The sequence below is a fragment of the Streptomyces sp. NPDC001407 genome (assembly GCF_042895325.1).
Classification (GTDB): Bacteria; Actinomycetota; Actinomycetes; order Streptomycetales; family Streptomycetaceae; genus Streptomyces.
In genome coordinates, this window is record NZ_JBIAWF010000032.1 from 52,055 (window position 1) to 64,673 (window position 12,619).

The window sequence follows — 12,619 nt, forward strand, 5'->3', positions numbered from 1 at the left end:
GCTGACTCCTTGCCGGTCGGGCCTGGCACTGGGGCTGCCCCCGCCGCAGGCAGGGGGAGGGTGCGCGGGCACGACGGGACAGTCCCCGCCGCAACGGCCATCGTAAGCGAGGACCCCGCCGCGCCGGGAGGTCCGTCAGGGCCTGAGCCGGGTGTCACCCGCACGGTGAACGAACGGCACCGCCCGAAGGTGCCGGGGCTGTGACATTTCCCGCGATCGACGTCAACAGGGAAAATCACTCGCCCGGGACCGCGGCCGACGACCACACTCCCCGCATGGAACCCCTCTCCCTCGCCACCCCGCGCCTGACACTGCGCCCCTTCGCCCCGTCCGACGCCGACGCCGTGCACGCGGCCTGCCAGGACCCGGACATCCCGCGCTACACCAGCGTCCCCTCCCCCTACACCCGCGAGGACGCGCGGACGTTCGTCGAGGAGACCTGCCCGGCGGGCTGGCGCGACGACTCCATGTACACCTGGGGCCTGTTCACCCGCGACTCCGCCCTCGGCCTTCCCCGCGACGAGAACGAACCGGACGGGGACCAACTGGTGGGATCGATGTGCCTGGTGCGGCTCGCCCAACTGCGCTCCCCCGAGCACCAGGCCGAACTCGGCTACTGGACGGCCAAGGAGCTCCGCGGCCGGGGCTACACCGCGGAGGCCGCCCGCGAGGTGGCCCGCTGGGCGTTCGGAGAACTGGGCGTGGAGCGGCTGGAGTGGTACGCGGAGGCCGGGAACACCGGCTCCCGCGCGGTCGCCCTGAAGGTGGGCTTCCGCATGGAGGGCATCCAGCGCGCGAAGATCCCCTACGCCGGCACCCGCCGCGACGCCTGGACCGGCTCGCTGCTCCCCTCGGACCTGGGACTGCCGTCCGGGGCCCCCTACCTGCCGTTTCCCGAGCGCACCTGACCGTTCGAGGGCGTTGTCAGTGCCGGGATCTACGCTGGCGTCATGGTCTCCAGCATGACAACTGCCGCCGCTGCCAAGGGTCCACGCGCCGAGCACCGGCTCTCCGCCGACGAGGCGCGGCGCATCGCGCTGCGGTCCCAGGGGCTGCTGGGCGCCCCCGACCGGCGGGCCGGGGTGCGCGGGGTGCTGCGGCGGCTGGGCGCGGTGCAGCTGGACACGATCTCGGTGCTGGCCCGCTCGCACGAGCTGGTGCCGTACGCACGGCTGGGCGGGGTCGGGCGGAGCGCGGTCGAGGCCGCCTACTGGACGCCGGGCACGGCTTCCGAGCCGCCGCACGGCTTCGAATACTGGTCGCACGCCGCGTGCCTCCTGCCGATCGAGGAGTGGCCGCTGTTCGCCTTCCGGAGGCGGGCGTTCCAGGCGCGCGGCCACCGCTGGCACGTGATGAAGGAGCCGGAGCGCTCCTGCGCCGCCGTCCGCGACCGGCTCGCGGCGGAGGGCCCGCTGACGGCCACGGAGTTGGGCGGCGCCAAGAACGGCGGCCCCTGGTGGGACTGGTCCGAGACGAAGATCGCGGTGGAGTGGCTGCTCGACACGGGCGAGGTGGTGTGCACCGAGCGGCGCGGCTGGAAGCGGGTGTACGACCTGGCGGAGCGCGCCGTCCCCAAGGACCTCTTCCACGACGACCTGGACGACCTGGAGTGCGTACGGCGCCTGGTCACGCAGGCGGGAGCGGCGATGGGCGTCGCGACCCGGGCCGACCTCGCGGACTACCACCGCCTCAAGGGCGAGCAGGTCGACGCGGTGATCGAGGCCACGGGGCTGGTGCCGGTCGAGGTCGCCGGGTGGTCCAGGCAGGCGTGGGCGGATCCGGGGGCGCTGGCCGACGAGGGGCGCGGCCGGCACCGCACGACGCTGCTCTCGCCGTTCGACTCACTGATCTGGGACCGGCCGCGCACGGAGCGGATCTTCGGCTTCACGCACCGGCTGGAGGCGTATGTGCCCAAGCCGAAGCGGGTGCACGGCTATTTCGCGATGCCGCTGCTGACGGGCGGGCGGCTGGCCGGGCGGGTGGACCCGGCACGCGAGGGCCGCACGCTGGTGGCCCGCCAGGTCTCCCTCGACGGGCCCAAGGCCGTGGCACCCATGGCACAGGCACTGCGCGAGGCGGCCGAGTGGGTGGGCTGCGACTCGGTGCGCGTAGAACGCTGCGACGACGCGAAGCTGGCCGCGGCCCTGATCACGGCCCTCACCTGACCCGGAGAGCGGGCTCACTCCTAGCGAATCTCCAGGATCTTCTCCCGCATCGCGTAGACCACCGCCTCCATCCTGGAGTGCAGCTGCAGCTTCTCCAGGATGTTGCGCACGTGGTTCTTCACCGTGTTCTCGCTGATGAACAACTCCTTGGCGATGTCACGGTTGTTCATCCCCGTGGCGACGAGCTTGAGCACCTCCAGCTCACGGTCGGTGAGCCGGGGCGCCGGCACCAGCCGGCGCTCGTCCGTGCGCTGGATCATCGACTTGAACTCGGTGAGCAGCTTGGAGGCCATGGACGGGCTGATCTGCGACTGCCCGTCGGCGACCGCCCGGATCGCGGTGGCCACCTCGTCGGTGGAGATCTCCTTGAGGAGATAGCCGGTCGCGCCCGCCTTGATGGCGTCGTAGAGATCCGCTTCCTCGTCGCTGATCGTCAGCATGATGATCTTTGCACTGGGGGCCACCTCCTTGATGGAGGTGCACGCCTCGATGCCGCCGCGCTTGGGCATGCGCACATCCATCAGCACGATGTCGGGCAGCAGGTCGGCGGCCTTGTCGACGGCCTCCGCGCCGTCCCCGGCCTCGCCGACGACCTGGATGTCCTCCTCCTGGGCGAGGACGATCTCCAGCCCCCGGCGGAAGAGCGCGTGGTCGTCCACCACCAGCACCCTGATGGGCTCCGCGCGCGCACCGCCCCGGTCCGCGCAGGCGCTCTCGTCGTCGTCCTCGCCGGGCACGAGCACCGGCCCGAACCTGTCCGCCATCGTTCCTCCCCCTGAAGACCCCTGAAGGCCCAGAGTCCCTCGCGGTTGCACACGCCCCAACCGGTTTCGGCGGGCCGGTGGTTGGCCGACCGTCATGATTTCATGCCGGGCAACCGGGCGGTGCTCCCGCCGTCGCACAGGGTGCCCAGGGAGCGCCGGAGCGCTCCGAGGGCACCATTGGATGGATGTCTACGACGCGGGCCGCGAGAGGCTTCGGCCGCCTGCCGGGCCTCCCGGCTCAGCCGCCGAGGGCTCCGCCCGCCCCGCCGGGCTCCGCTTCGAACAGCGGGTCGGCGTTGAGACGGATGACGCCGTAGTCGTAGGCGTGCCGTCGGTAGACGACACTGGGCAGCTTGGTCTCGGAGTCGACGAACAGATAGAAGTCGTGGCCGACCAACTCCATTTCGTAGAGCGCCTGGTCGAGCGTCATCGGAGCGGCGGTGTGGGTCTTCTCGCGGACCACCAGGGGGCCTTCGCCCTGAACCTCGAGCGATCCCATGCGGGTGACCGGGACTCCGTCCATCGCCTGCTCCACGGTGAGTTCACCGTTGTCGTTGAGCTCCGCGGCGCCGATGACGGTCGTCGCGACATCGCTCGCGGGAATGCGTCCGTTGCCCCTGCGGGTGTGACGCTTGTCGTTCTGCTTGCGCAGCCGCGCTTCGAGCTTGCTGGTGGCGAGGTCCAGCGCGGCGTACGGATCGGCTGCTGCCGCCTCCGCCCGGATCACCGGTCCACGCGAACGCACCGTGATCTCCACCCGGTCGGAGCGGTCGGCCTGCCTGGGGTTGGGCTCCTTGGACACCTCGACGTCGAGGCTGATCACCTTGCCGTCGAGCTTCTGGATCTTGTCCAGCTTCAGCTTCTCGGCCACGTGCTTGCGAAAGCGCTCGGGCACCTCGGTCTTGCGGCCTTTGACGACGATGTCCACGCAGAACTCCGTTCCCGGATCGCCCCGCAGAAGATGCGGAGCGCATCCCTCTTGCAACAAGCCCCGGGGACACCCCGGAGCCACCGACTCGGCGGTTTCACCTCCTCCTCCCCCATCGACAAGATCTACACCCCATCGACTTCAAGCTTCTTCGAAAGCGCAGGAAAAGCGCCATTCGGAGATATGAGGCATAGCCCTTGCCATTCCTCACAACCGAACATATCTCGCCCGGACGCCTGTCGGTAGCCCCTACCGGGGCGTACCCCCATTCAGGTGTTTTCCCGCCGTTTCCCTCTTCAACGAGTGGCGTTCCCCGTGGGTTCCGTTTATGAGCGGCGCGGGCTCCGCGGGCGTACGCTCGACAGTGGCGACCACGGCCGCTCCGAGGAGCCGCCCGCCGGCCAGGGAGACGGCCCGCGCGGCCTCGCTCAGCGACGCTCCCGTCGTCATCAGGTCATCCACCAGCACCACCGGGCCCTTCTGGCGCAACAGCCCCTCTGCCCCCTTGAGTACCCCCAATGCGTCGGACACATTCGCCCGCCGCTCCCGGGCATCGAGACCCGCCTGATCCGCGACGGCCCTGCGCTGCCGCAGCACCGCCGCCGTCCGCACGGAAAGCCCGGCCCGCCGCAGCGCACCCGCGGCCGCGAGAGCGATCCGCCGCCCCGGATCGTGCCCCCGGGCGGCGACGGCATGCCGCGCGGAGGGGACGGGAACGAGCAGCAGGGGGCCTCCCCCGCCCCTCCCCACCTCCCCCTCGCCCCCGTCCGCCCCCTCCACGACCGAACGCACCGCCCCCGCCAGCGCGGTCCCCAGCGGGCCCGCCAGCGCCAGCGCGCCCCGTTCCTTGTGCGCGAGCAGCACCGATCGCACCCTGTCGCCGTACCGCGCCGCCGCGTGCACGGGCGGCAGCCCGGCCGGCACCGGGTCCGGCCACACCCGGCGTGCCCGGGACCCGCTCAGCGCCGCGCGGCACTCCTCGCACAGCACCGTCCGCCACCGGCCGCACCCCGCGCAGTCGGCCGGCAGCACCAGGCCGGTGATCTCCTGCCACCACCTGCGCATGGACCTACTGTCCCGCCCTGCGGCGAGCCCTGCCACCCCTGTGGAAAACTCCCGGCCGCGGCTGTGGACAACTCCTGGGCGGGCCCCGGAAGCCCCACTGACCCCACAGGCCGCGTCACGGAGGGCAGCACGGAGCGCAGCACATCGCGCAGCCGGCCACGCTCAAGGCAGCGCCCCGAGCGCAGCGGGCAAGAACCCCCGCCGCCCCGCTACCCCGGATAGACCGGCGCCGAGCCCTCCTTGGTCACCAGCTTCCAGTTGGTGTCCTGGAGCAGCCGTACGATCCCGCCGTCGCGCTCCGCGACCAGCGTCGGCGCCTTGGCCGCGTTCTCCGCGGCGGCGATCCCGCGCACCCCCGTGATGCCCGGCAGCGCCGAGGCGTTCGAGAGGGAGCCGTCGGTATCGACGTACAGCAGTTGCTGAAGGCCGTTCTGCTCGCTGCCCGCGACCAGCAAGCGGCTTCCGCCCGCCCAGGACACCGCGTCGACCTGCTCCAACCTCGGTGCCACGGAACGCAGTTCCTGCACCGACAGCGTCATCCGCCCCACGCCTCCGTGCCGCTCCACGCGCCCCAGCTTCAGCGTCGTCCGGTCGCCCTTCGTCACCAGCAGCGCGATGCGCACACCGTCCGCGGCCACCCGCAGCCCGGTGATCCGTCCGCCGTCGAGCCGGGGCACCTGGACCTCCTCCGGCGCACCCGCACCGCCCGGCAGCCGCAGCAGGCGCGGCCGGTCCGGATCCTGGTCCGCGACCCACAGGTCACCCAGCCCGTCCCAACTCGGCGCCGTCAGGCCCGCCTTGGCCCCGCCGCCCCGCACCGTCAGCCGGGGATCGCCCGGCGCCGCTCCACTCTCCAGCCCGGCGACGTACAGCGCCTGGCCGTTGGCCGTCACCCCCGCGGCCCGCTTCTCGTCACGGGACACCGCCACCGAGCGCAGCTGCACCGGGGCGTCCGCGCCGAACGGGCCCGGGACCCGGCGCGGCTCCTCCTCGCCGTCGGCGATGCTCACCAACCGGTGCTGCGCGTCCACGAAATACTGCCGGTCCGGATGACCCGCCGTCTGGTCCGGTGCGTACCACCGCGCCTGATCGCGCTGCAGCACGCACATCTGGGAGCCGTTCTCGCGCTGCAGCGTCACCTGGCTGACCTTGGCCGACTGGTCCTGCACGGTGTAGAGGACCTGCGCGGCCATCCGCAGGCACTGCTCCTCGCTGGTGCCGTTCGCCCGGGAGTCGAGCCGCACCTTCAGGGCGTTGGAATCGTCCAGGGACAGCCGCTGGTCGACCACCTGCGTGCCCTCGCGGAAGGCCGTCGTCGCGACCGGATCGAGCCAGGTCGTCGGCCCGTCCAGCAGCGCCTTCACCGAGGACGTCACCGGGTCTATGCGCTTGCGCAGGTAGACGGGGTCGGCGACGAGCACGTTGCGGCCCTGTCCCACCCCGCTCGCCCCCAGCTCGGCGAAGTAATACTTGTTGACCGAGCGGTAGATGCGCTGGAAGTCCGCGAGCCCGAGAATCAGCCCCGGCGGCAGCGCGTCGATGCGCCACTCGCCGTCCTCCTGCGCGACCCGGATCTGCGTGCTGTAGTCCCGCTCGTCCGGCTTGTACGCGTGCTTGTCGTCGACCCGGGCGACCTGCTTGCCGTTCAGCGTGATGGTGAAGTCCTGCTTCCGGTCGCCCGTGCGCGAGACGTCCACCTTCGGCGGCTCGGACAGCACCGTCGTCCCCTCGGACGGGTTCCACTGCCGCTTCACGTTCTTCGACAGGTACATCCGCGCTGTCGCGTAGTCCGGGTCGTCGCTGGTCGTGGCCTCCAGGAAGCCCGTCACCAGGTCCTGCGGCTGCTCGCCCTTGTGCGGCGCCACGCCGTAGACCCGCACCTGCGAGTCGGCGTCGGCACGCTGCGAGGAGTCGACCGAGGTGACCTCGCCGCTGTCCGGCATCGACGCACAGCCGGCCAGCAGCAGGCCACCGGCCGCCAGCGCGGCGAGACCTGCGAGCCGCCTGCGGCGTCCGCGTTCAGCGCCCACGCGCCTGCCCCTCACGTCCCGTACCGGCCCCGGCCTCGCCCTTCATGTCCTTGCCCGAAGAGTCCGGGGAGTCCGTGCCGCCCTTGTCGTACGGCGCCGCACCGCCCTGCCGGGCCACCACCCGCGACCCGCTGCCCGGCAGCGCCGCCGGGTCGACGGTCGGCGTGCTCCGCGTCTGCGCGGGTACGGGCGCGTGCCCCGGGCCCTGCGGACCGGGCTGCGCCGGTACGGCCCCGCCGCGGCCGGAGACGCCCAGCGGCACCCCGGCCTCGTTCAGACCGCGGTTGCGCCGCGAGTCATCGGGCTCCAGCGGGATCGGCGAGCCGCGCAGCGTGTCCCCGGCCGTGCTCGGCAGCGTCAGCCGGAACTGCGAACCGCCGCCCGGCTCGCCCCACGCCTGGAGCCAGCCGCCGTGCAGCCGGGCGTCCTCCACCGCGATCGACAGGCCGAGACCGGTGCCCCCGGTCGTACGGGCCCGCGCCGGGTCGGCCCGCCAGAAGCGGTTGAAGACGCGCGTCGCCTCGCCCGGCTTGAGCCCCACGCCGTAGTCGCGCACCGCGACCGCGACCGCGCCGCCCGCCGCCGCGAGCCGTATCACCACGTCCCGGCCCTCGCCGTGCTCGACGGCGTTGACCACGAGGTTCCGCAGTACGCGCTCCACGCGCCGCGCGTCGGACTCCGCGATCACCGGCTGTTCGTCGCCGCGGACGAGCAGCTTGCTGCCCTTGCGCTCCGCCAGCGGCAGGGCACCGTCGACCACCCGGTTCACCACATCCCGCAGGTCGATGGGCTCGGCCTCCAGAGCGGCCGCGCCCGCGTCGAACCGGCTGATCTCCAGCAGGTCGGACAGCAGCGACTCGAAGCGGTCGACCTGCCCGAACAGCAGCTCCGCCGAGCGTGCGGTGACCGGGTCGAAGTCGTCACGCGCCTCGTGGATGACCTCCGCCGCCATCCGCACGGTCGTCAGCGGCGTGCGCAGCTCATGGGAGACGTCGGACACGAAGCGGCGCTGCATCCGGGACAGCTGCTCCAGCTGCTGGATCTTCACCTGGAGGTTCTGTGCCATCTTGTTGAAGGCCTCACCCAGACGGGCGATGTCGTCCTCGCCGGTGACCTTCATCCGCTCCTGGAGCACACCCGCCGCGAGCCGCTCGGAGATCCCGGCCGCCATCCGTACGGGCGTGACGATCTGCCGCACCACCAGCCACGCGATGGCACCCAGCAGCACCACCACGAACACCCCGGCGGTCGCCAGCGTGGTCTTGACCAGGGTCAGCGACTTCTCCTCCTGCGTGTACGGGAAGAGGTAGTAGAGCTGGTACGGCTTGTTGTTGTTGTCGTAGAGCCGCTTGCCGACCACCAGCGCGGGCTCGCCCTCGTCCGAGGCGCTGTGCTTGATCGACGCGGAGCGCTCCAGCGCGCCCGTCTGGTTGTTCAGCTGCTTGCGCAGGTCTGCGGGGACGCTGTGCTCGGGGTCGATGTCCCCGGAGGCACGCGGGCCGCGGGCGCCCACGGCGGTGTCACTGGGGTCCGCGCTGAGCGCCACCACGTGATAGACGCCCTGGCCGCCACTGGAGAGCTGCTGCACCAAGGTCGTCAGCCAGGTGCCGGAGTCCATGCCCCGCACGCCGGCCTGCGAGGTGTCCTGACCGCGGTTGTCGGTGCCGTCCGCGAAGTCGCGCGCGGCCTTGAAGCCGCCCTCCGCCTGGCTCTGCGAGGCGTGCCGCTTGGCCTCCAGCAGGCCGTTGCGCACCTGCCCGATGACGACGAGGCCGAGCAGCAGCACCACGCCCACCGACATCAGCAGGGTGGTGGCGACCACCCGCAGCTGGATGTTCCGCCGCCACAGCCGCATCGCGGGCAGCAGCGGGCGCCGCACCCAGCGCACGTACAGCCGCAGCACCGGATGGACCGGCCCCGCGGCCGCACCGTCGGGCAGCAGCCTTCCGCCGCGCCACAGCCGCCGGAAGAGAGATATGCCGCCCGCCGTCTCGACGGGCCGCCCCGCGCCCCACTCCGGGGCGGCACCGTTGCCCGACATGTCAGCTCGGCCCGGCCTTGTAGCCCACGCCGCGGACGGTCACCACGATCTCCGGCCGCTCCGGGTCCTTCTCGACCTTGGAGCGCAGCCGCTGCACGTGCACGTTCACCAGGCGCGTGTCCGCCGCGTGGCGGTAGCCCCACACCTGCTCCAGGAGCACCTCGCGGGTGAACACCTGCCAGGGCTTGCGGGCCAGCGCCACCAGCAGATCGAACTCCAGCGGGGTCAGCGCGATGGACTGCCCCTCGCGCTTGACCGAGTGCCCGGCCACGTCGATGACCAGGTCACCGATCGTCAGCTGCTCCGGCGCCGGCTCCTCGGACCTGCGCAGACGGGCCCGGATGCGGGCCACCAGCTCCTTCGGCTTGAACGGCTTGACGATGTAGTCGTCGGCGCCGGACTCCAGCCCGACCACCACATCGACCGTGTCGCTCTTCGCCGTCAGCATCACGATCGGCACACCGGACTCCGCCCGGATGAGCCTGCACACCTCGATGCCGTCCCGACCGGGAAGCATCAGGTCGAGCAGCACAAGATCCGGTTTTACCTCACGAAAAGCAGCAAGTGCCTTGTCGCCGTCCGCTACGAACGACGGCTCGAAACCCTCACCACGCAGCACAATGCCGAGCATCTCGGCCAGTGCGGTGTCGTCGTCGACGACAAGGACGCGTCCCTTCATATCGACATCATCCCATTTTCGCATCCGGTCCATAGAGCCGGGTGACTCAGCTCACCTGTGGTGAATGGCATTCTTCGGTGTGTCCCGTTGACCTCGGAGATCATCGGCCCTCTTCGGCGGCGGTGCAAATCATGCGGGAAATCCGGCCCCGCCCGTGGCCTTTCCCTTTCCCCGCCCGGCGCACAGCTCGGCCAGCCCCGCCCGGGTGACCGGCGAGAGGACCCCGTTCTCCGTGACGAGGGCGGTCACCAGCTCGGGCGGTGTGACGTCGAACGCGGGGTTGTACGCCTGGGTGCCCAGCGGCGCCGCGGGGACGCCCGCCCCGGGTTCCGCCGTCATGCCCGCCACCGCGGGCGCGGAGAACTCCGTGACCTCGTGCCCCGGCCGCTGCTCCACCTCGATCGCGGCACCCTCCGGCGTTCCCAGGTCCACCGTGGTGGTCGGTGCCACGACGATGAACGGCACATGGTGATAGCGGGCCAGCACGGCCAGCGGATAGCTGCCCACCTTGTTCGCCACCGAACCGTCGGCGGCTATCCGGTCCGCCCCGATCAGGACGGCGTCCACCTCGCCCGCCGCGAAGAGCGACCCCGCCGCGTTGTCGGTGAGCAGGGTGTACGCCATGCCGGCGCGCGCCGCCTCGTACGCCGTGAGCCGCGCGCCCTGCAACAGCGGGCGGGTCTCGTCCACCCACAGGCGCCTCAGCTGTCCCACACCATGGGCGGCGGAGGCCACCGCGAAGGCGGTACCGCCGCCTCCGGAGACCAGGACGCCCGTGTTGCAGTGGGTGAGGAGGCGATAGCCGCCGCCCGGCAGCAGCTCGTCCAGCAGCGTCAGCCCGTGGGCCGCCATGCGCGCGCTGGCCTCGGCGTCCTCCTGGTGCAGGGCACGGGCCTCGGCGAGCGCGGCCGCTGCGGCCTGCCGCCCGTCCGCACCCCCCTTGAGCGCCTCCTCGTACGCGGTGGCCGCCCGCCGCACCCCGTACGCGAGGTTGACGGCCGTCGGGCGCGCGTGGGCCAGCAGCTGGGCGGCGTCGTCCACGTCGAAGCCCCGGGCCGCGGCGAGTGCCACGCCGTACGCGCCGGCGACCCCGAGCAGCGGCGCACCCCGCACCGCGAGCGTGCGTATCGCCTCCACCAGCGCGGGCACGTCCGTGCACAGCAGCTCCACCTCCTCGGCCGGGAGCCTGCGTTGGTCGAGGAGCACGACCACGGGCCCCTCCGGCAGCTCGTCCCACCGCAAGGCGGGCGAGAGGGGACATCCGACGGGATCCACGGGTGCCACGAAGTGATCAGCCATCTGCCCAGTCTGCCCGGCGGGAGGCGACTATTGAAGGTCCCCTTTCCATTCCTCCCCCGTACGAGCCCCCTCCCCGCCCCCGGCCCGGTCGCGAGCACGGCCGGCCGTCCGGGCACCGTGACACGATTGCCGGGCAAGGCCCGGAGCCGCACCGGCGGACGGGTACCGAGAAGGAGCGACAGACACATGAACGACACTCCGGGCCGGAACTCGCCCGGACCCTCCCCCTCCGAGGAGCGGCCCCCGGCCGCGCCGGAGGAGCCCACCCCCGCGGACCAGGCGTCCGGCACCGGCGAGGACGCACGCTCCTCGCAGTGGGCCCCCGAGCAGCCGCCCGCAGGCCAGTGGTCCACGCCCTCCGCGGTCCCCCCGCAGACCCGCCGCACCACCCGCGAGCGCGCCCGGTCCAACCCCGGCCCGCAGCGCCCCGATCCCCAGGGCTGGGGACCGCAGGCGGCCGCCAGGGGCGGCTGGGGGAACTGGACTCCTCCGGCGCAGGCCCCCCAGCCCGGCGTGATCCCGCTGCGGCCGCTCGGCGTCGGCGAGATCATCGACGCGGCCATCCGGACGGTACGCGTCCAGTGGCGTACGGCCCTGGGGATCTCGTTCGCCCTCGCGGTGGGCACCCAGGCGGTGGCGACCGTGGTCACCGGCCTGTGGTTCCGGAACACCCCGGACCTCCAGTCGCTCGCCGACTCCGAGACCGTGTCACCCCGGCAACTCCTGGACGCCATAGGCAGGAGCCTGGGCGGCGTGGGCATCGCCTGGGCGATCGGCCTGATCGGCTCGATCATCGCCACCGGCATGCTGATGGTCATGGTCAGCCACGCGATCCTGGGGCGTACGACCTCGATCGGCGAGGCCTGGCGGAGCGCACGGCCCCAACTGGGCCGGTTGTGCGGCCTGTTGGTGCTGCTGCCGCTGATGGTCTGCGCGGTCCTCACCGTGGGGCTGGCCCTCGGGCTGCTGGTCGCCGCGGCGGGCGCGGAGTCGGCGGGCGCCGCGCTCGCGCTGCTGGGCGGACTGGGATCGGTGGCGGCCGGCGTCTGGCTGTGGATCCGCTACAGCCTGGCGGTGCCGGCGCTGATGCTGGAGAAGCAGGGCGTCGTCGCGAGCATGCGCCGCTCGGCGAAGCTGGTGCGCGGGGCCTGGTGGCGCGTCTTCGGCGTACAGCTCCTCGCCGTGGCCCTCACCTTTGTGGTCTCCATGATCGCGCAGATGCCGATGGGCGTCGTCGAGTCGATCGTGTCGGGCGGCTCCGACAGTGACGTCACCAGCTGGCCGACGCTCATCGTCGCCGGCATCGGCGCGGTCATCAGCTCCACTCTGGCTTTCCCGGTCACGGCCGCGGTCACCGCGCTGCTCTATACCGACCAGCGCATCCGCCGTGAGTCCCTCGACCTGGAACTCGTACGCGCCGCGAGTGCGGGCAAGTAATTCATTGAATGCGTTGGCCCCGGGATCCGTTGATCCCGGGGCCGACGCATTTCCCGGTCTTTTGCGGGAATTGGTGGTGAACGCAAAAATGCCTCAGGCCCCGGGTCTATGACCCAGGGCCTGAGGCTAAAATTTGTTCGGCGGCGTCCTACTCTCCCACACGGTCCCCCATGCAGTACCATCGGCGCTGAAAGGCTTAGCTTCCGGGTTC

10 protein-coding genes and 1 rRNA gene are annotated in these 12,619 nt (G+C 72.0%); 3 read left to right on the top strand and 8 right to left on the bottom strand.

All coding sequences use genetic code 11. From position 1 onward, the window contains the following. The first annotated feature begins 275 nt into the window (after positions 1-275). Positions 276-908 carry a GNAT family N-acetyltransferase gene (locus ACFY1P_RS31635; RefSeq protein WP_361525323.1) on the top strand — a complete coding sequence of 211 codons (633 nt, stop codon included), beginning with the start codon at positions 276-278 and terminating at the stop codon, positions 906-908. 42 nt (positions 909-950) lie between these two features. Further along, on the top strand, positions 951-2,165 hold the full coding sequence (locus tag ACFY1P_RS31640; protein ID WP_390752565.1) for a winged helix-turn-helix domain-containing protein: 1,215 nt from the start codon (positions 951-953) through the stop codon (positions 2,163-2,165). A 20-nt stretch (positions 2,166-2,185) separates the two neighbouring features. On the opposite strand, the gene ACFY1P_RS31645 is transcribed toward ACFY1P_RS31640, so the two are convergent. From ACFY1P_RS31645 to mtnA, 7 genes are all read right to left on the bottom strand, one after another. Next, positions 2,186-2,929 (bottom strand): response regulator, encoded by a 744-nt coding sequence (locus ACFY1P_RS31645; RefSeq protein ID WP_390752566.1) that lies wholly within the window; start codon positions 2,927-2,929, stop codon positions 2,186-2,188. Positions 2,930-3,167: 238 nt separating this feature from the next. Then, positions 3,168-3,857, bottom strand: coding sequence for a ribosome hibernation-promoting factor, HPF/YfiA family (hpf, locus tag ACFY1P_RS31650; protein WP_361525329.1), 690 nt, complete (start codon positions 3,855-3,857; stop codon positions 3,168-3,170). A 249-nt stretch (positions 3,858-4,106) separates the two neighbouring features. Continuing rightward, entirely contained in the window at positions 4,107-4,922 is an 816-nt protein-coding gene (locus ACFY1P_RS31655; RefSeq protein WP_390752567.1) for a ComF family protein, read from the bottom strand. A 209-nt stretch (positions 4,923-5,131) separates the two neighbouring features. Continuing rightward, the gene (locus ACFY1P_RS31660) at positions 5,132-6,952 is read right to left on the bottom strand and encodes an LpqB family beta-propeller domain-containing protein (RefSeq protein WP_361525335.1); all 1,821 of its coding nucleotides are present in this window, start codon (positions 6,950-6,952) and stop codon (positions 5,132-5,134) included. Then, on the bottom strand, positions 6,942-8,993 hold the full coding sequence (gene mtrB, locus ACFY1P_RS31665) for an MtrAB system histidine kinase MtrB (protein ID WP_390752568.1): 2,052 nt from the start codon (positions 8,991-8,993) through the stop codon (positions 6,942-6,944). Before mtrB ends, ACFY1P_RS31660 begins: the two co-directional genes overlap by 11 nt. A 1-nt stretch (position 8,994) precedes the next feature. After that, on the bottom strand, positions 8,995-9,672 hold the full coding sequence (gene mtrA / locus ACFY1P_RS31670; protein WP_361525340.1) for a two-component system response regulator MtrA: 678 nt from the start codon (positions 9,670-9,672) through the stop codon (positions 8,995-8,997). A gap of 129 nt (positions 9,673-9,801) precedes the next feature. After that, positions 9,802-10,971 (bottom strand): S-methyl-5-thioribose-1-phosphate isomerase, encoded by a 1,170-nt coding sequence (gene mtnA / locus ACFY1P_RS31675; protein ID WP_361525342.1) that lies wholly within the window; start codon positions 10,969-10,971, stop codon positions 9,802-9,804. A gap of 186 nt (positions 10,972-11,157) precedes the next feature. On the opposite strand from mtnA, the gene ACFY1P_RS31680 reads away from it, so the two are divergent. Further along, positions 11,158-12,408: a hypothetical protein gene (locus ACFY1P_RS31680; RefSeq protein WP_390752569.1), complete on the top strand. Its 1,251-nt coding sequence runs from the start codon at positions 11,158-11,160 to the stop codon at positions 12,406-12,408. A 135-nt stretch (positions 12,409-12,543) separates the two neighbouring features. Here the strand turns inward: ACFY1P_RS31680 and rrf are convergent. Further along, a 5S ribosomal RNA gene (gene rrf / locus ACFY1P_RS31685) occupies positions 12,544-12,619 on the bottom strand; the annotation flags it as partial.

Excerpts from the sequence above, each read along its gene's own strand:
- ACFY1P_RS31635 (WP_361525323.1), top strand. The coding sequence starts at position 276 with ATGGAACCCCTCTCCCTCGCCACCCCGCGCCTGACACTGCGCCCCTTC.
- ACFY1P_RS31640 (WP_390752565.1), top strand. The coding sequence starts at position 951 with ATGGTCTCCAGCATGACAACTGCCGCCGCTGCCAAGGGTCCACGCGCC.
- ACFY1P_RS31645 (WP_390752566.1), bottom strand. The coding sequence starts at position 2,929 with ATGGCGGACAGGTTCGGGCCGGTGCTCGTGCCCGGCGAGGACGACGAC.
- ACFY1P_RS31655 (WP_390752567.1), bottom strand. The coding sequence starts at position 4,922 with ATGCGCAGGTGGTGGCAGGAGATCACCGGCCTGGTGCTGCCGGCCGAC.
- mtrB (WP_390752568.1), bottom strand. The coding sequence starts at position 8,993 with ATGTCGGGCAACGGTGCCGCCCCGGAGTGGGGCGCGGGGCGGCCCGTC.
- mtrA (WP_361525340.1), bottom strand. The coding sequence starts at position 9,672 with ATGAAGGGACGCGTCCTTGTCGTCGACGACGACACCGCACTGGCCGAG.
- mtnA (WP_361525342.1), bottom strand. The coding sequence starts at position 10,971 with ATGGCTGATCACTTCGTGGCACCCGTGGATCCCGTCGGATGTCCCCTC.
- ACFY1P_RS31680 (WP_390752569.1), top strand. The coding sequence starts at position 11,158 with ATGAACGACACTCCGGGCCGGAACTCGCCCGGACCCTCCCCCTCCGAG.